The 16,616-nt window shown below is 39.2% G+C and carries 13 protein-coding genes; 2 read left to right on the top strand and 11 right to left on the bottom strand.

The window, feature by feature from the left end:
• Window positions 1–23: 23 nt before the first annotated feature.
• From nrdE to AWM76_RS00930, 10 genes are all read right to left on the bottom strand, one after another.
• Window positions 24–2,222 (bottom strand): class 1b ribonucleoside-diphosphate reductase subunit alpha, encoded by a 2,199-nt coding sequence (gene nrdE, locus AWM76_RS00975; RefSeq protein WP_003141323.1) that lies wholly within the window; start codon window positions 2,220–2,222, stop codon window positions 24–26.
• The gene (nrdI, locus tag AWM76_RS00970) at window positions 2,194–2,598 is read right to left on the bottom strand and encodes a class Ib ribonucleoside-diphosphate reductase assembly flavoprotein NrdI (protein ID WP_003141325.1); all 405 of its coding nucleotides are present in this window, start codon (window positions 2,596–2,598) and stop codon (window positions 2,194–2,196) included. The genes nrdE and nrdI overlap by 29 nt, the downstream gene beginning before the upstream one ends.
• Window positions 2,586–2,825: a glutaredoxin domain-containing protein gene (locus AWM76_RS00965; protein WP_039934776.1), complete on the bottom strand. Its 240-nt coding sequence runs from the start codon at window positions 2,823–2,825 to the stop codon at window positions 2,586–2,588. The genes nrdI and AWM76_RS00965 overlap by 13 nt, the downstream gene beginning before the upstream one ends.
• 431 nt (window positions 2,826–3,256) lie before the next feature.
• Complete coding sequence (gene istB / locus AWM76_RS00960) at window positions 3,257–3,994, bottom strand: IS21-like element helper ATPase IstB (RefSeq protein ID WP_003141336.1); 738 nt, start codon at window positions 3,992–3,994, stop codon at window positions 3,257–3,259.
• Window positions 3,984–5,222, bottom strand: a complete 1,239-nt coding sequence (istA, locus tag AWM76_RS00955) for an IS21 family transposase (protein WP_060779304.1) — start codon at window positions 5,220–5,222, stop codon at window positions 3,984–3,986. Before istA ends, istB begins: the two co-directional genes overlap by 11 nt.
• A gap of 142 nt (window positions 5,223–5,364) precedes the next feature.
• Window positions 5,365–6,840 carry a glutamate--tRNA ligase gene (gltX, locus tag AWM76_RS00950; protein WP_039934536.1) on the bottom strand — a complete coding sequence of 492 codons (1,476 nt, stop codon included), beginning with the start codon at window positions 6,838–6,840 and terminating at the stop codon, window positions 5,365–5,367.
• 88 nt (window positions 6,841–6,928) lie between these two features.
• Complete coding sequence (locus AWM76_RS00945; protein WP_003140798.1) at window positions 6,929–8,122, bottom strand: PIN/TRAM domain-containing protein; 1,194 nt, start codon at window positions 8,120–8,122, stop codon at window positions 6,929–6,931.
• Window positions 8,123–8,337: 215 nt separating this feature from the next.
• On the bottom strand, window positions 8,338–9,720 hold the full coding sequence (gene radA, locus AWM76_RS00940; RefSeq protein ID WP_003140797.1) for a DNA repair protein RadA: 1,383 nt from the start codon (window positions 9,718–9,720) through the stop codon (window positions 8,338–8,340).
• Between the two features lie 47 nt (window positions 9,721–9,767).
• Entirely contained in the window at window positions 9,768–10,307 is a 540-nt protein-coding gene (locus AWM76_RS00935; protein ID WP_039934533.1) for a dCTP deaminase/dUTPase family protein, read from the bottom strand.
• Between the two features lie 102 nt (window positions 10,308–10,409).
• Window positions 10,410–12,002: an alpha-amylase gene (locus AWM76_RS00930; protein ID WP_420869284.1), complete on the bottom strand. Its 1,593-nt coding sequence runs from the start codon at window positions 12,000–12,002 to the stop codon at window positions 10,410–10,412.
• A gap of 426 nt (window positions 12,003–12,428) precedes the next feature.
• On the opposite strand from AWM76_RS00930, the gene AWM76_RS00925 reads away from it, so the two are divergent.
• Both AWM76_RS00925 and AWM76_RS00920 read left to right on the top strand, forming a co-directional pair.
• Window positions 12,429–13,100 (top strand): hypothetical protein, encoded by a 672-nt coding sequence (locus tag AWM76_RS00925; RefSeq protein ID WP_003140791.1) that lies wholly within the window; start codon window positions 12,429–12,431, stop codon window positions 13,098–13,100.
• Window positions 13,101–13,114: 14 nt separating this feature from the next.
• Window positions 13,115–13,303, top strand: a complete 189-nt coding sequence (locus AWM76_RS00920) for a hypothetical protein (RefSeq protein ID WP_003140790.1) — start codon at window positions 13,115–13,117, stop codon at window positions 13,301–13,303.
• A 327-nt stretch (window positions 13,304–13,630) separates the two neighbouring features.
• Here AWM76_RS00920 and AWM76_RS00915 read toward each other — a convergent pair whose 3' ends face one another.
• Window positions 13,631–16,555 (bottom strand): insulinase family protein, encoded by a 2,925-nt coding sequence (locus tag AWM76_RS00915; RefSeq protein ID WP_003140788.1) that lies wholly within the window; start codon window positions 16,553–16,555, stop codon window positions 13,631–13,633.
• Between the last annotated feature and the right edge of the window lie 61 nt (window positions 16,556–16,616).

Below are 16,616 nucleotides of genomic sequence, written 5' to 3'. Positions count from 1 at the left end.
TTAATTTTCCTCTCGTTTACGATTTAAATCACACATGATTCACATTGGTCAACACCGATTTCTTTATCGGAGTCATCTGTATAAGTCCGCACATAGTAAATCGATTTGATCCCTTTGGCCCAAGCATAATTACGCAAGCGGTTAAGGTCACGGGTAGTCATTTTGTCCGTATTACCATTTTTCCATTCATATAAACCTCGTGGAATAGTTGATTGCATAAACAGGGTCAAGGACATGCCTTGGTCAATATGTTTTTGTGCTGTTGCATAAGTATCGATTACTTGACGCATATCCGTTTCGTAAGCAGATTTGTAATACTGGATAGTATCATTATCCAAGTATGGTGCTGGATAAAACATTGAACCAATATTCGTTTCTTGACGGTTTTCAATTAAATGCACAATTGGGTGAATAGAGGATGAAGCTTCATTGATATATGAAATCGATCCGGTTGGTGCAACTGTTAATAGGTAAGCATTATATAGTCCATCCGCCATAATGGCTTGGTTTAATGCCGCCCAATCATCTGGTGTTGGGATATGGATATGGTCGAATAGCTTAGCTACCTTCTCAGAATGGAAAACGAACGGTACTTGGTTGTCAATGTAACGCTCACGAATGTAAGAACCATCAGCATAAGCTGATTGGTCAAATTCAAAGAAGCTTTCTCCACGTTCCTTAGCAATTTGGTTTGAGGTTTTCAAAGCGTAGTAACGTAATGCCATAAAGTAAGCATCCGTTAACTCTAGCGCTTCAGCTGATCCATAATGAATTTGGTTGGTAGCAAGGGCTGTATGTAGTCCCATTGCTCCCAATCCGATTGAGTTATAGGCTGAGTTACCACGTTCAACACTTGGCACAGCTTGGATTGATGTCATATCAGAAACAGCAGTTAAAGCCCGTACAGCGGTATCCACAGCTTTTTCAAAGTCATTCGTCTTCAACATTTCAGTGATATTTGTTGAGGCTAAATTACAAGAAATATCTAAACCAACTTCTTTATAAGTTAAATCTTCATTTAGAGTAGATGGTTTTTGAACCTGCATGATTTCAGAACATAAGTTAGACATGGTAATTGTCCCGTTAATTGGGTTTTCCTTGTTTGCTGTATCCACATTCATTATGTAAGGATAACCAGACTCTTGTTGCAGACGCGAAATCTCTTGCTCTAACTCACGAGCATTGATTTTATATTTCTTGATTTCTTTGTTTGCGACCATATCCTCGTAGTGTTCAGTGATATCCACGTAACCAAATGGCTCACCGTAGATTCTTTCCACGTCATATGGACTAAACAAGTACATGGGTTCATTTGTTTTCAATAGTTCGTAATACTTATCTGGCACAACCAGTCCTAAAGATAGAGTCTTCACACGAATTTTCTCATCGGCATTTTCTTTCTTAGTAGATAAGAACTCATACACATCTGGGTGGAAAGCATTTAAATATACAACCCCAGCACCATTTCGTTGTCCTAATTGGTTAGCATAAGAAAAGGCATCTTCTAACAGTTTCATTACTGGCACAACACCTGAACCAGCATTTTCGATACCCTTTATTGCGGCACCGGCTTCACGAAGGTTACTCAAGTTTACACCTACACCACCACCGCGTTTAGAGAGTTGTAGGGAGGAATTCACCGCCCGTCCAATTGATTCCATATTATCTTGGACATCAATTAAGAAACAAGAAACCATCTCACCGCGACGCTTCTTACCAGCGTTTAAGAAGGTAGGTGTAGCCATTTGTAGACGGTGTTCAATGTGCTCTTCAGCAATATGCCAAGCTAAATCTTCATCGCCATCTGCTAAATACAAAGCAGTAAAAGCAATTCGGTCTTCATATCTTTCTAAAAATCGCTTGTTGTCATTGGTTTTTAAGGCATATTGCGTGTAAAACTTATAAGCACCCATAAAGCTCTTGAAACGGAATTTATGGCTATACAAATGATCAAATAAGGATTGGATGAAATTGAAAGAATACTTATTTAAGAAGCCTTCTTCAATATAATCATTGTCTACTAAATACTGTAATTTTTCTTCTAATGTATGGAAGAAAACCGTATTTGGGTTCACATATTCTAAGAAATAAGCCCTAACCGCTTCACGGTCTTTATTTAATTGGATTTTCTTGTCAGCAGTTGGGATATTTACCATATTGTTAAGCTTAAAGTAAGTAATGTCTTTCGTATTTTCAATTTTTAATTTCTTGGTGTCTGTCAATTTTCTCTAACTCCTCTGTTAACTTAGCCACGTCATAGGCAGATCCTTGGAACTCAAATCCATGTAAGACAGGAATATCAAACTCAGCAGATAGTTCCTTTACTGTTACACAGAATAACTGGGCAAAGTTGCGGTTACCCCCACCAAAAAAGCCCTTGCATAAAGATGCATTATCCGCCCATTCTAAAAACTCTTCAGCCGTTTCAATCACGTCACCATACACATGACTTTCATATGATGGAATCACCATAATAAAAGGGTCAGTCATTGTCACTGGTGCTACTGCTGATGAAATCTCATAAGTATCGAAGCCTTGAACTTTATTGATAAAACGTCTGGTTTGACCCGTTAATGAATAATAAACTATGCTTGCCATGCTTCCACCAAAGCTTCCATCTTTTCAGGTCTATAACCATTGAAATGGTTTCCTGTTGAGTCTGCAATTACTGGTAAAGATAAATACCCTAATTCTTTTACTTCATCTAGATACATGTCCTCTAGATCTACCCGTTTCTCTTCAAAAGGAATCTCTTTAGCTTCAAGGTATTTCTTAGCAAATACGCATTGTGGGCAGCCACTCTTTGCATAAACTGTGATTGTCATGGTCATTACTCCTCGCTTTTTATTAAAAAACACAATAAATTGTGGTTTGTTTATTTTTTAACCCTATATATAGTGTTTAATCTAGTCATAGTATAGGGGTGGAGATGAACTATTATCAATCCTTATTCACAAGTTTCCTAAAAGAAATAATAAATTGTATCTTCTAATTTTTATAGAATATGATAAATTAGGGGTTTTTAAACGTTTTATATTTTTTATACATAAATACGAGGACAAATTTAGATAGGACGGAAGCGATTTTTGTATTTACTTATCGCTTTTTGTAAACTATTAAGTTATACACGTCTTTTTGTAGCGTTTAAATATAAAAAAACCCTATTCAAGTTTTTACGTGTCAAGGACAGTATAAAATTGTAGGTTTATGACAGAATAAAAATGTAGGTTTTTGACAGTCTAATTTAGAAGTCCATTTATATTTTCCCTTTCATACGATATGATTTTCCAGTAATCTTGAAGACTTTAACATGGTGAACCAGACGATCAAGAATGGCGGCGGCTATTTCAGAATTCTGAAATAGCTCCCCCCATCGAGATAAGATAATATTTGTCGTAATCATTGTTGATTTTTTTTCGTAACGCATCGTTAATAGTTGAAAGAAGAGGTTAGCTTCAACTTTTTGAATTGGTAAATAACCTATTTCATCAATGATCAAAAGATCATATTTGGCATATCGTTTCAGAACACGATCGACGGTCCCTTTTTCAAAGGCAGAACGAAGACGTAAAAGTAATTCATGACAACTGATAAACAGCGTACGGTAGCCTTGATGACATGCTTCAATGCCTAATGCAATGACAAGGTGTGTTTTCCCTACACCAGGGTTTCCAATGAAAACTAAGTTTTCTTTTTTCTCCATAAAAGCCATATGTTTCAAGTCTAGAATCTCTTTTTTGTTAACGCTTGGTTGAAAGTTGAAATCAAATTCTTCAAGTGATGTCCGTTTGGGAAAGTGTGCGCGCTGGATGACACGTTCCACAGTCTGATTCGTTTGAAAGTCTAATTCTTGATTAGTTAATTCTAGAAGAGCTTCTGTTACAGAAAGCTCATCTCGATTGGCAATTTCAATATAGTTTGGCACATATTCTCTCATATGTTTTAAATTCAAGGCCTCTAGATTATTTAATAGCTTTTGATAGTTACTGCTCATTCGAAGGCACCTCCAGTAAATCATATTGCTTTAAACTTCGTTTAATATGTTCTTGGATGTCATCTTCTTCTTTGTGGCTCATGACATCTGATTTAAGTATCTGAACCAAATCTTCTTGGTTATAGTTCAATCTTTTTGTGGTAAGTGGGTGCGAACGAATCTGTTCTCCGTTATAATAAATGTGCACGTACTCTTCGTTTTCGGAAAGATCCAAGTCAACTTCTTTTCCGATATAACGAGGGTCTACAGAGTACCTACATTTGCGGAAAATGACCATTGCTTCCTTTGTGACTTTACGGCGAATAGAGTCTTCAAAATAAGGATTTAACAAGTCATCTTTTAGCTTATGGAGGTGCTCTTTTTCATTAATTTTCCAAAGTATATCAGGAATCTCGTCCGTTGCTTGAGACACTTCCGAATTTAATTCATCACAAAGTTCGTCAACGATTCGAATGAGGTCTGTCGAATCATAAAATTCATGATTGTAAACCCGTAACCGGTCCATTGTTCTGGCGAGAGCTTCTACGCTGCCTTTTGTTTGGGGGCGAAAAGGACGACAGACCATTGTTCTGAACCCTGCATCTTTACTAAAAGAATAGAAGCGATCGTTTAAATGAACCTGAGAGAATTGAGTTCGTGACCGGTCGACGACAGTTTTCATATTATCGAACCATATTTCTTCTGGAACACCACCGGTGTTATAAAAGGCATCATTCATGCACTCAAACAATGTATCTTGTTTACGATCAAAGGTAAGCGTAATAAATTTCTTCTTTGAGTAGGGCAATATATAAAGGAAAATATTAAAGCGGAAGACTTCTCCCTGACTGCTTATCAGTCGCATTTCTTCTTTCCAATCGATTTGTGCTGAAAGACCAGGCGTATATTCGACGCGTACCGTTGCTTTCTGTATCCGTTCTTTTTTCACTCCACGGCAATAGTCTCTAACAAGACTGTAACTCCCATCGAACCCTTTCTTTTGTATGAATTTGAAGATACTTTTAGCGGTACATTGATCTTCTAACTTAATATCTATGATTTGTTTGAATGAATCTAATTTACTCGGATATGTCCTCCTTGTTTTAGGTTTATTACCTTGTAACGCTTCTTCATACGCTGCTTTAACCGTACGATAGTCACATCCGTATTGTTCCGCTAACGCAGTATAATTGGGCTTTATACCATCAATCATATGTTTTTTCACTCCTTCTCTGATATCTCTTCTCATTCCTATTCCACTCCAATTCTATAGGGGATAAGAAGAGTATATAAAAAATGTAGGAAAACCAACAATTTTACATTGTCATTTTCCTACATTTTATAACTGTTCTTTACATTTTACGCTTAGATAGGGGGTATTAAATGTTTGATTATAAACTTGCTAGTGCTTGGTCTAAGTGGTGGGCTACTTTTTCTTTACCCAATACTTCAATTGTTAAACCAATTGAAGGACCATGTTGTTCACCTGAAGTGGCTACACGGATTGGCATATATAAGTTTTTACCTTTTACGCCAGTTTCTTTTTGAACAGCTTTGATGGCTGCCATAATGTTTTCCTCTTTGAAGTCATCAGCTGGAATTTCCGCTAATTTCGCTTGGAAGGCTTTTAAAACATCCGCTACACCTTCGCCAGCTAATACTTCTTTAGCATCATCTGCGATGTGTAGTTCATCTTGGAAGAACATATCTGATAAATCAACGATTTCAGCTGCATATGACATTTCATCTTTGTATAATGAAACTAATTTTTCAGTCCAAGCGCGTTCTTCTGCTGTAGATGTTTCAGATACACGCCCAGCTCTTTGTAGATGCTCAATCGCTAATTTCGCTACATCTTCAGCATCCGCTGCTTTCATGTAACGGTTATTAATCCATTCTAGTTTTTTGTTGTCAAAGGCTGCTGGTGATTTACTCAAACGGTCTGTATCAAAGATCTCGATCAATTCATCGTGTGAGAAGATTTCTTCTTCGCCTTTTGGAGACCAACCTAATAATGTAATGAAGTTGAACATTGCATCCGGTAGGTAACCTAAGTCACGGTATTGTTCGATAAATTGTAAGATTGACCCGTCACGTTTAGATAATTTTTTACCTGTTTCAGCGTTAACGATTAATGTCATATGACCAAATGTTGGACGTTCAAATCCTAAAGCGTCATAAATCATTAATTGTTTAGGTGTGTTCGCAATATGGTCGTCACCACGTAATACGTGAGTGATCTCCATCAAGTGGTCGTCAACAACAACGGCGAAGTTGTAAGTTGGCATGCCGTCTTGTTTACGGATAACGAAGTCACCTGAAATGGCTGCTGATTCGAAAGAGATTTCCCCTTTTACCATGTCATCAAAGGTATAAGTGGTGTTTTCAGGTACGCGGAAACGGATTGTTTCTGGGCGACCTTCTGCACGTGCTGCGTCGATTTCTTCTTGTGATTTATCGCGCCATTTACCAATATAACGTGGTGTTTCACCGTTTGCGACTTGCGCTTCATGTTCTGCTTCGATTTCCTCAGACGTATCAAATGCATAGTAAGCTAAGCCTTTGTCTAGTAATTCTGTTAGGTAGCGGTCGTAGATATCTTTACGTTCAGATTGACGGTAAGGGCCGTATTCACCTGGCTTATCTGGACCTTCATCCCACTCAATACCCAACCATTGTAAGTTTTCTAGTTGAGATCTTTCTCCGTCCTCAAGGTTTCGTTTTGTGTCGGTATCTTCAATACGAATAATAAATTCCCCGCCGTTGTGACGAGCGAATAAATAGTTGAACAAGGCGGTACGAGCATTCCCAATATGTAAATGGCCAGTTGGACTTGGCGCATAGCGTACGCGTACTTTATCTGACATGTTGATTTCTCCTTTTATATTTAGCTTTTCAATCAAAATAGGCTGGTAAAAAATACCAACCTAATTTTCCATCACTATTATTATACTTCTAGTCAGCTATTTTGGCAAAGACCATGCGTCCTGCATTGGTTTGAATGGCTGATGTAATCTCTACTGAAAGGGTTTCATCAATATGATGTTTCCCTTCTTCAACAACAATCATCGTGCCGTCGTCCATGTAGGCAACCCCTTGTTGGCGCTCTGTACCAGCTTTTACAATATGTACAGAAATCGTTTCGCCAGGAATCACAACAGATTTCACTGAATTAGCTAACTCATTAATGTTTAATACTTTAATCTTGTGGAATTGACTCACTTTATTCAAGTTATAATCATTGGTTACCACAACACCATCAACTAATTTGGCTAGACGCAATAATTTTAAGTCTACTTCCGGTTCATCATCGAAATCGCCGGCGTAGAAATCTACAACTACATCATCTAGCGCTTGAATTTGATTTAAAATATCCAAACCCCGACGGCCACGAACTCGCTTCAATGAATCTGCTGAATCTGCAATGTATTGTAATTCTTTCAAGACAAAGTTGGGTACCACTATCACGCCTTCGATAAATCCAGCTTTTAAGACATCTAAAATCCGTCCATCGATAATCACTGATGTATCTAAAATCTTATAGGGTTGGTAAGCCTCATCAGCAGCTTGTCTAAGCGACAGTAAGGCATCCGTATACATATCAAGGCCTTCTGAGTGTGTTGATAAGTCACTTTCATGTGTTTCCTCATCTGATTGTACATCTTCAGTAATAGCCGTATCCATTGATTCACTACGTCTCCCCTGCGGAAAACGGGTAAGCATTTCCATAATCTCAACGCTTTTATTAGAGAAGATATAGAAACCTAATACACCTAAAACAATGGTTAAGACAATTGGCAAGATATTTGAAATGAATGGCCAACCAATCGCCACTAAGGGAATGTTGATTAACCAAGCTAAAACTAGTCCAATAATAACACCTATTGCAGAAACTAAAACCTTTTCGATCGATAACTGACGCATGTCACGCTCGATATTATGAATAAAACGCATCAATAAAGGCTGTGTTAACCCGTAAATAAGAAAAAGAATAATTGCACCAAGTACGATGTTAAACAATGGATAATAGAAAAAGCTAAAATTGATATTGATCATGTCCCAAAGTAACGGTAATACATAATAACCTATTGAAGATCCTAGTATCACAGTGAGTACGCGAGACAATATTTTCCAAAATCTTTCGTTCATTTTATTCACCTCCTTTTCTAAAAAATAAATTATGAAGCGGTTTCTTTATTATACTACCGCTTTTTATAGTATAACTTTTTGTTTACATTTACACAATAAACTTACTTAAAATGCAGTCTAGTATTTATCATCTTAACCTGAAATTAACATATGACGCATATTCGAGATAAAAAGAGAGCTTGGCTACCGTTCGGTCCAAGCTCTCCAGTATTTATCTATTTAGGAAAAATCGTATTCAAGACTTCTCTTACAGTAGTTACACCAACTACTTGTATTTTTTGTTTGCCAGTTAAACCTGATAAGGCATTTTTAGGGATAAAAATCCGCTCAAAACCTAATTTTTCAGCTTCTTGTACACGTTCCGCAATTCTTGTGACCCGTCTAATTTCACCAGTCAAACCAATTTCTCCGACGAAACAATCAGTTGGTTTTGTTTCTTTTTCTCGGTATGAAGAAGCCACAGCTACTGCGATAGCTAGGTCAATCGCTGGTTCATCTAAACGAACACCACCGGTTGATTTGAGGTAGGCATCTTGATTTTGAAGCATTAAACCAGCTCTCTTCTCAAGTACAGCCATAATGAGTGATACCCGTGAATAATCTAGGCCAGAAGCTGTTCTACGGGCATTCCCAAATGAGGTAGGTGTAAGTAGCGCTTGAATTTCCGTTAGAATCGGTCGTGTTCCTTCCATAGAAGCAACAACCGCTGATCCATTAGTGCCAGCTAGCCTTTCTTCTAAGAAAAGCTCAGACGGGTTAGCCACTTCATGTAAGCCATCTTGTTGCATGTCAAATACCCCAATTTCATTGGTCGATCCAAATCGGTTCTTCACTGCCCGTAAAATCCTGAAAGTATCATGCTTCTCACCTTCAAAATACAGCACAGTATCCACCATATGCTCTAGAATACGCGGTCCAGCAATGTTCCCTTCTTTCGTCACATGCCCAACGATAAAGATACCGATGTTTTGTGACTTGGCTAATTTCATTAACTCTGCTGTCGTTTGGCGGACTTGGCCAACTGATCCAGCCGTTGATGTCGCATCCTCGTGGGTCATAGTTTGAATAGAGTCGATCACTACAAAGCGTGGTTGTAAGTCATAAATGGCATCTTGGATAGCCGCCATATCCGTTTCTGCATAAACATAGAAATCCGCCCCTTCAAAGCCTAGACGGTCCGCCCGCAGCTTGATTTGATGCATCGATTCCTCTCCGGACACATATAAAACTGGCCCAGCACTCTGGTGCAATTCAGCTGATACCTGTAGCATCAAGGTTGACTTCCCAATCCCTGGGTCACCGCCAATTAAAACCAACGAACCTTGCACGACACCGCCACCTAAGACGCGATTTAGTTCGCCTAATTGAGTTTGGATACGCGGGGTTTCTTCCCCTTGAACCGCCGCCAATTTTTGTGGCTTCATTCGACTTGAATTGGCTTGTCCAGCGTGCGTTTCAGGATGCGCAATAGTCTTTCCATATAAGCGTTCCTCTTCCATTTGGTTCCATGCCCCACAATTCGGGCACTTGCCATAGAACTGAACACTCTCATAACCACAAGCCTGACACACATATCTCGTTGTCGTTTTTTTCGCCATAATGGACTTCACTCCTTTCTATTTAGTTGAACAATAGCAACTGACGATTATTGACCAGAAGAGCCAAAACCACCTGCACGCACTTGATCACTTGGCTGGTCATCAGCAGTCGTTAAGAAAGAAAGGAAAATCCCTTGCGCAATACGCTCACCTTTTTTAATTTGAACGTCACGTAAACCAAAGTTTACTAATTGAACAAATAAATGACCTTCATTATTTTCATTATTGTAGTAATCTGCATCAACAATACCTACCCCATTTGGTAATGAAAGCCCACGTTTAAGCGGGTTTGAAGACCGGCAAGCTAATTGTAAGTATTCATTCTCGCCCATATAAGCTTTCAAACCTGTTGGCACTAGCACTGGTTTCATAGCACTTTCATCTACTTCACCTGCTACATTTAAATGCGCAAGGTCTTTTAGCACATGCTTCACACCAGTCTTCCACATTGCCGGTACAATAATATCTTCAGCCGCTGCGATATCATAGCCAGCCGATAAAGTTGTTGAACGTTTTGGTAATGTAATAGCCTCATCATTGGCATAGGCCGAGATTTTCTCAAATCCTCGTGTATTTTCTACTGTCATAAACAAATTCCATCCTTTACTACCCATACTTGAATTTTACTGACCTATTGTACCATTGATTAGCAGATTTCTAAACGTTAGACAATGTGGATTAAGTGCTACTTACTCGCCCTGGTCAGCAGCTACTTCCGCATCTGCCACTTGTGCTGCTTCTACATCCGGTTCAACCATTTCTTCACTAGGGGTTTCTTCAAGATAGCTAGTATCTTCAAAATCTTCCTCTGCTTCACCATCAATATGCTCTGCGTCAGACTTGTTGACCCAAACGGACATTGACCCAGCATGTACTTTAAATACACCAGTACCATCAACTTCAATGGTTACCGATCCTTCAATTTCACCCATCACATCTACCCACTCTTCTCCTGCATGGAGTTCTCCTACATACATACGCTTCTTCGCCTGTTCTCCATTGGTTGCGATAAAAGCGAGGCCATCTGGATGTTCATCATCGCCAGTTCGGGTATAACCGATACAATTTTTATGGTCAAAATAATCATGTTGATCACCGTAGGCATTTTCCCGTCTTAAGGCTAAAAGCTTATCTAAGGTCTCTTGGAAACCTTTGTAGTCAATACTTTCAATACCATAATAATCCCCGTAGAAAATAGCTGGTAGGCCGGATTGGTGCAGCAAAATCACCCCGTAAGCAATGGGTTTAAACCATTCGTCCACCCAAGATTCGAGGGCTTGTCCAGGCTGAGAATCATGATTATCAACGAATGGTACAGCTAGATCCGGTCGATCTTTTAAGAGTGATCCTTCAAGCAGGGAGCCCATATCAAATTGATCCCAAGAAGTCGCCGCTTGTTTAAAACGTTGATGTAAGGCCACATCAAATAGGTCAATTTGATAATCCGTTTCCGCTAAATAATCGAAAAGTACACCGGTATTACTTTGCCAGTATTCCCCTACAACATAAATATCTGGATTACTTTCTCGTAAAGCAGATATTAGCTGGTCGACAAAAGCAAAATCGATATGTTTTAAGGCATCCATTCTAAAGCCATTTAAATTAAAAGAATCTAAGTACCAACGCGCCCATTTTAAAACTTCTTCTTGAACATAAGGATTACCATAATCGATATCTGCAAACATTAAGTAGTCGAAGTTACCATTCTCTCCGTCCACTGCTTCATCATCTGCCCAACCTTTATTCTCACCTTTAATCATAAAGATGCCACTTTCACCGGTTTTTTGATCAAAGTCAATCCCAGAGAAGCAGTTAAAATCCCAAATAAAATCAGAATATTCACCATTTCGACCTGGAAAAGTAAATTTGGTCCAACCTTCAATATCCCGAGCTTCACCAAGCTTTTCTTGTCGATTTGTTGGGTTCATTGGATAGGCTTGAAATACTTCCGTTTCATCAGCTCCACCCTTATGGTTTAAAACGGCATCCGCTAGCACCCAAATATCCTGTTCATGTAAGGCATCTATTGCCTCTTGGTATTCTGCACGGGTCCCGTATTTGGTACGAATCGTCCCTTTTTGATCAAATTCCCCAATATCAAATAAGTCGTAAGTCCCGTAACCAACGTCGTCACTCGATTGACCTTTAGTTGCTGGTGGCATCCACACATGAGAAATCCCAATTGATGCCAAGTGTTCAGCATCTTCCGCTAACTTTTTCCATAAAGTCCCGTCGTCCGGTAAATCCCATTCAAAATACTGCATTAATACGCCATTCATCACCATATCATTAGCCCCCGCTTTCGCCTAATCTTAATGTCTATCCCTATTTTTTCACGCCTATATTTCAGTTTCTTGCTTTGTGGATTGATTAGATTCAATATCACATTACAGTTATTATACAGAAAGATTGCTCAATGGGATAATTTTAGCTTTGCCAAGCTATCGTATTAGCATTTTTTTAAAGTTCTTGCTAGTTTATACATCATAAATCAGCAAAATACTGCAAAATTTTTTTCGAAATCTGTGACCCCTTCCAAGTGGTTGAAATCAAGGAAAATTAATGTCATATTTTAAGCAATTAGTCTTTAAATCTTCACAAAAGTTCTATAGAATGGAGACATTAGGTGAAACCACCTTTGGCGTATACCGTCATCAACATTCCCAATCTTCGAAATATTAAAAATATAAATATAAAGGGTGCCTGAAATGCGAAAACTATTAAAATGGGTTTTATTAGCATACATCATGTTACTAGTTGGTAACCACGTTGAAGCGCGCGAATCCTCTACTAAACTAGGTAATGCTATTAACGAAACTTTATCTGAAACAACTGCTTACAAGCAGTCCACAACAATCAAACAGGTAACTACTGAACCCGAAAATACTGAAACGGTCATGTCGACCTTATCTTATGACAATGCCGATAACTTTTCTGGAACTTTCATTCAAAAGAATACTGCTTCTGGTAGTAATGATGCAATCTTACAAGTTGAAACAAGTAATGCCCAATCCACTTACAAGGAAAATGGGGGCGAATGGCAACAAAGCTTAACGAATGATTCACATTTCAACCGTTTAAATGTCTTATCTCTAAGCCAAGTGCGCAGTTTATTAACTACGCTAGATACTATTGGTCAATGGACCGGCTCTTTAAGTGACCAAACGGTTTCTTTCTCTGGGCAAAATGCGCAGTTAACCAATTTATTAAACACTTTTGTAAATCAGTCTTACAATAATGATGCCAACCACCAAATCCAACTTATTACTGATCGTTACACCAATGAAATTAAAGCAGTTGAATGGACTGTTTCTGGTACTAGTCGTATCGACAACCAAGCCGTTACAACAACAATCGAAGTGAAATTGTCACAATTATAGTTAAAGGAGCCTATATGAGCCGTTCTTTAGTCGGAACCATCTTTGCCATTTTATGTATTTTAGTTAATGTTTATATCGTCTGGAAAGGACAAACTCCTGAAGGCATGACTGCTACCCAACAAGCCCGTTTGAAGGTTGTTGGCGGGGTCTTGCTGCTCTTGGCCTTTATTGCACTCACATTTGGTGAAGCATTAGGGCTCTAATAAGCAAAAGAATAACATTTTTCAAAGAGTATGGTCTATTTGCACACGAAAAGAGATAGAAAATGCGTATTAAAAGAAAAAAACGGTGAATGAATATCCTGTTACTTTTATTGTTAATGATTTATGTTGCATATACGTTAATAGTTGGTCTCAATTTACAATTTGAATATTTTTCTAGATTTTTATTTGTTATTCACATTGTATGCCGTGGCATATTATCTTTGAAAATTGAGATGAGACTGGGACAATACAAATCTCAGTTAACTAAATAAAGAGAGAAAAAGATTTCGAAGTGAAATCTTTTTTCTCTCTTTTAATTTTTTTCGCTTAAATCGTACGTTTATGATTAAATACTTGTTTCGAGTCGTCGATTTTTTGCTTGTTACCAAAGACGACTAGGTTGTCTGCGTCTAGTGCGATTTGGATTTGATCTTTAAAGGCAACTAGATCTGCAACTTTGGTATCTAATGCCTGGCTTAATCGGGTATCTACCATATCTTTGGTCATGCCTCTAAAGTGACGTGTCACCATCAAGTTATTTACACTGGCTGGTGTTAATGGATAATGGAAGGCTGTCATTGAACCAATAATCAGTTGGTCAAGGTCGTCTTGGCTTAGACCTGGATTGGCCAAGAATTCCGGTAACTTATGATATACATCTACTGTCTTATCTACATTCGGGTCCCGGTACGAATAGGTTGTGACATCGCCTGATGATGTTAGACTGATACCTGCACCATACGCACCACCTTTAGCACGAATATTTTCGTGTAAGTAGTCTTTAGATAAGATATTGGCGAAGACAACATAACGACCATTGTAGTCTTCAATTGGCACGCGCCCACCTACGGATACGTATTGGACGTTCCCATTGGTTTGAATGGCTTCGTGGTAGTTGTTGCCCACTAAATCAAACTCAACAGATACTGGTTCAATACTATCCGTTGGGTCAGCTTGATCGATAAACTGATCAACTTGTTCAAGTAATGTGGCTTTATCCGCTGTATCTGCTGTTAAACTGACTGTCAGCATGCGAGGATCCCACATTTTGCCATTCACTTCAATCAATTTCTCGATAAAAGCATCTGCCTTAGTTGAGAAATTTTCAATTAAATCAGTCATATGGTCATAGAATGATAAACCAGAAATGACGTCTTCATACTTGGCTGCTTGTGAGTAGAATGACCGTAGTCTAGAAATGGCTACGCGGTGGCCAGCCCCTTCGTATGACTGACTCATATTGAATTTCACCCGTTGTAAGACATTTAAAATCCGTGCCTTATCAGAAAAGTCCGTGAATTTCATCGTATCTTGCAATAGTTCAAAACCACGAGCAGAATGGTCGCCAATCGCCGCAAATGATGACACTAAAACTGGCACATAATCATCTTGCGAACCTTCACGAATAAAGACTTTAGGTCGCATAGAAATTCCAGCAGTCGCCTTCATCATTTCAATGTCCATTTGACGATAATCATAATTTTCCGTGTCCAATAACCCTAATAAAATCGTTAGATAATTCACGTAAGGTAAATCTTCCGCAGCAATATGGTCTAAATTGTAAGCCAATTGTACATACCGAATGCCTGATGCGTCTTGTTCATGGAAAAGGACAGGCACCCCTTGTTGGCCGGTTAATGTTTCTTCAGCAATCGCTTGGGTTGTCCGCGGTACGTCAGAAATATCTAATTGCGGTAGGGCTTGACGGGCTTCTTCGGTATCCGGTGTGTCTTGGTAGACCCGCAGTGCTTGGTTTTCCTCAATTAATGCTTGAATGTCTTGGTCAGTCATTGCGGCTTTTTCAGCAGCTAACTTGGCTGCTAGTTGGTCGTCCTGTTGTTTGAATAAGCCAACTTTCGGTTGGTAAATACCGACTAAGCTGGCATCTGCCGCCAGCAAGTTGTCTTGAAGCCATTCTTCATAGAAGTCAGTGTCTAACTTCGCTCTTAAATCGTCGAAATATTTCGAAAAGTGAAGGACTTCGGTCGGAGACATGCCATAACGCCATGCCATGGTCATTTGGATTTCATAGGTAATTCCCTTCGTGGCACCACCGGCTTGACGGGCTGCGAATTCGCGGGTGTTGATGACCCCTTCAAGTAGGTCACGGTTAATTCCGTTGGCTACAAGGTCAGTTAGGGTTTCTTTAATTACAGCAAGGGCTTTGTCTTTATTGGCTGGATTGAATTGTTTCAGGACCAGACCGAAATCTAGGTAGTAACCGTCTGACCCAATGGCTTCAACTTCTTCCGCTAGCCCGGCTTCGATAAGAGCTTGGCGAATTGGCGCAGCTTCAGATTCAATTAAAGCGTCGCTTAAAATATTAGCCACGTAATTATTAGTCAAGTCTGTAGATGCACCTACATGCGTCATGTAGGTAAGGTAAGAATCGTGTTCGACAGTCTTGCGTTCATCAGCGTCATAAAAGGCCTGGTATTCGATGTGGCCATTCTTTGTTTCTGGCAAGTCAAACTGAACTTGCTGGTCATTAGTCAAGAATTCACTGAAGAAATCGCCATTGATTTGACCTAATGTCCGGTCGATATCGATGTCACCGTAGACATAGGCTAAAGCATTGTCTGGACGGTAATGGTCGGCGTGGAATTGTTTAAAGTTTTCAAAGGTCAAGTCAGGAATGTCGTAAGGATAGCCACCTGATTCGTGGGCATAAGTGGAACCGGGGTGCATATTTGCCGTAACATCTTGCATAATAATGCGTTCTGCGTCTGAATATGCCCCACGCATTTCATTGTAAACGACCCCGTTATAGATAATTGGCTCGTCCTTATCGAATAATTCTTTATGCCAACCTTCTTGGCGGAAAATATTTTCTTCACTGGTCATTTTAGGGAAGAAAACGGCGTCTAAATAGACATCCGTTAGGTTATGGAAGTCTTCTTCATTCATAGATGACACTGGGTAAATGGTCATATCTGAAAAGGTCATGGCATTTAGGAAGGTGTTCATTGACGTTTTCAACATGGTCATAAATGGATCTTTAGCTGGGTACTTACGTGATCCAGAAAGGACTGAGTGTTCCACGATATGGGCTACACCAGTCGAATCTTTTGGCGGTGTTTTAAAACCAATCCCAAACGAACGGTTTTGGTCGTCATTTTCAACCCAAATCACTTGGCCGCCAGATTGTTCGTGGGCAAAGGTGTGGACTTGGGCGTTAGCATCTTGAATAAATTGACTGTCTACAAGGGTGAAACCATGCAATTGGTCCCCTTTTTTCAAGTTGGTTGTCATACAATTATCTCCTTATCGGTCATTTTCTTATATTTTAACAGTTTTTGTAGGACTTTATTAG

The sequence above is a fragment of the Aerococcus viridans genome, from assembly GCF_001543285.1.
Lineage (GTDB): Bacteria > Bacillota > Bacilli > Lactobacillales > Aerococcaceae > Aerococcus > Aerococcus viridans.
The sequence above is the reverse complement of the archived record's forward strand: the minus strand, read 5'-3'. Positions and strand labels throughout refer to the sequence as shown.

What these genes read in the sequence shown, in the direction of transcription:
- AWM76_RS00920 (WP_003140790.1), top strand. Translation starts at nt 13,115, where the DNA reads ATGAGCCGTTCTTTAGTCGGAACCATCTTTGCCATTTTATGTATTTTA.
- AWM76_RS00935 (WP_039934533.1), bottom strand. Translation starts at nt 10,307, where the DNA reads ATGACAGTAGAAAATACACGAGGATTTGAGAAAATCTCGGCCTATGCC.
- nrdI (WP_003141325.1), bottom strand. Translation starts at nt 2,598, where the DNA reads ATGGCAAGCATAGTTTATTATTCATTAACGGGTCAAACCAGACGTTTT.
- istA (WP_060779304.1), bottom strand. Translation starts at nt 5,222, where the DNA reads ATGAGAAGAGATATCAGAGAAGGAGTGAAAAAACATATGATTGATGGT.
- AWM76_RS00965 (WP_039934776.1), bottom strand. Translation starts at nt 2,825, where the DNA reads ATGACAATCACAGTTTATGCAAAGAGTGGCTGCCCACAATGCGTATTT.
- AWM76_RS00925 (WP_003140791.1), top strand. Translation starts at nt 12,429, where the DNA reads ATGCGAAAACTATTAAAATGGGTTTTATTAGCATACATCATGTTACTA.
- AWM76_RS00945 (WP_003140798.1), bottom strand. Translation starts at nt 8,122, where the DNA reads ATGAACGAAAGATTTTGGAAAATATTGTCTCGCGTACTCACTGTGATA.
- gltX (WP_039934536.1), bottom strand. Translation starts at nt 6,840, where the DNA reads ATGTCAGATAAAGTACGCGTACGCTATGCGCCAAGTCCAACTGGCCAT.
- AWM76_RS00915 (WP_003140788.1), bottom strand. Translation starts at nt 16,555, where the DNA reads ATGACAACCAACTTGAAAAAAGGGGACCAATTGCATGGTTTCACCCTT.
- radA (WP_003140797.1), bottom strand. Translation starts at nt 9,720, where the DNA reads ATGGCGAAAAAAACGACAACGAGATATGTGTGTCAGGCTTGTGGTTAT.
- istB (WP_003141336.1), bottom strand. Translation starts at nt 3,994, where the DNA reads ATGAGCAGTAACTATCAAAAGCTATTAAATAATCTAGAGGCCTTGAAT.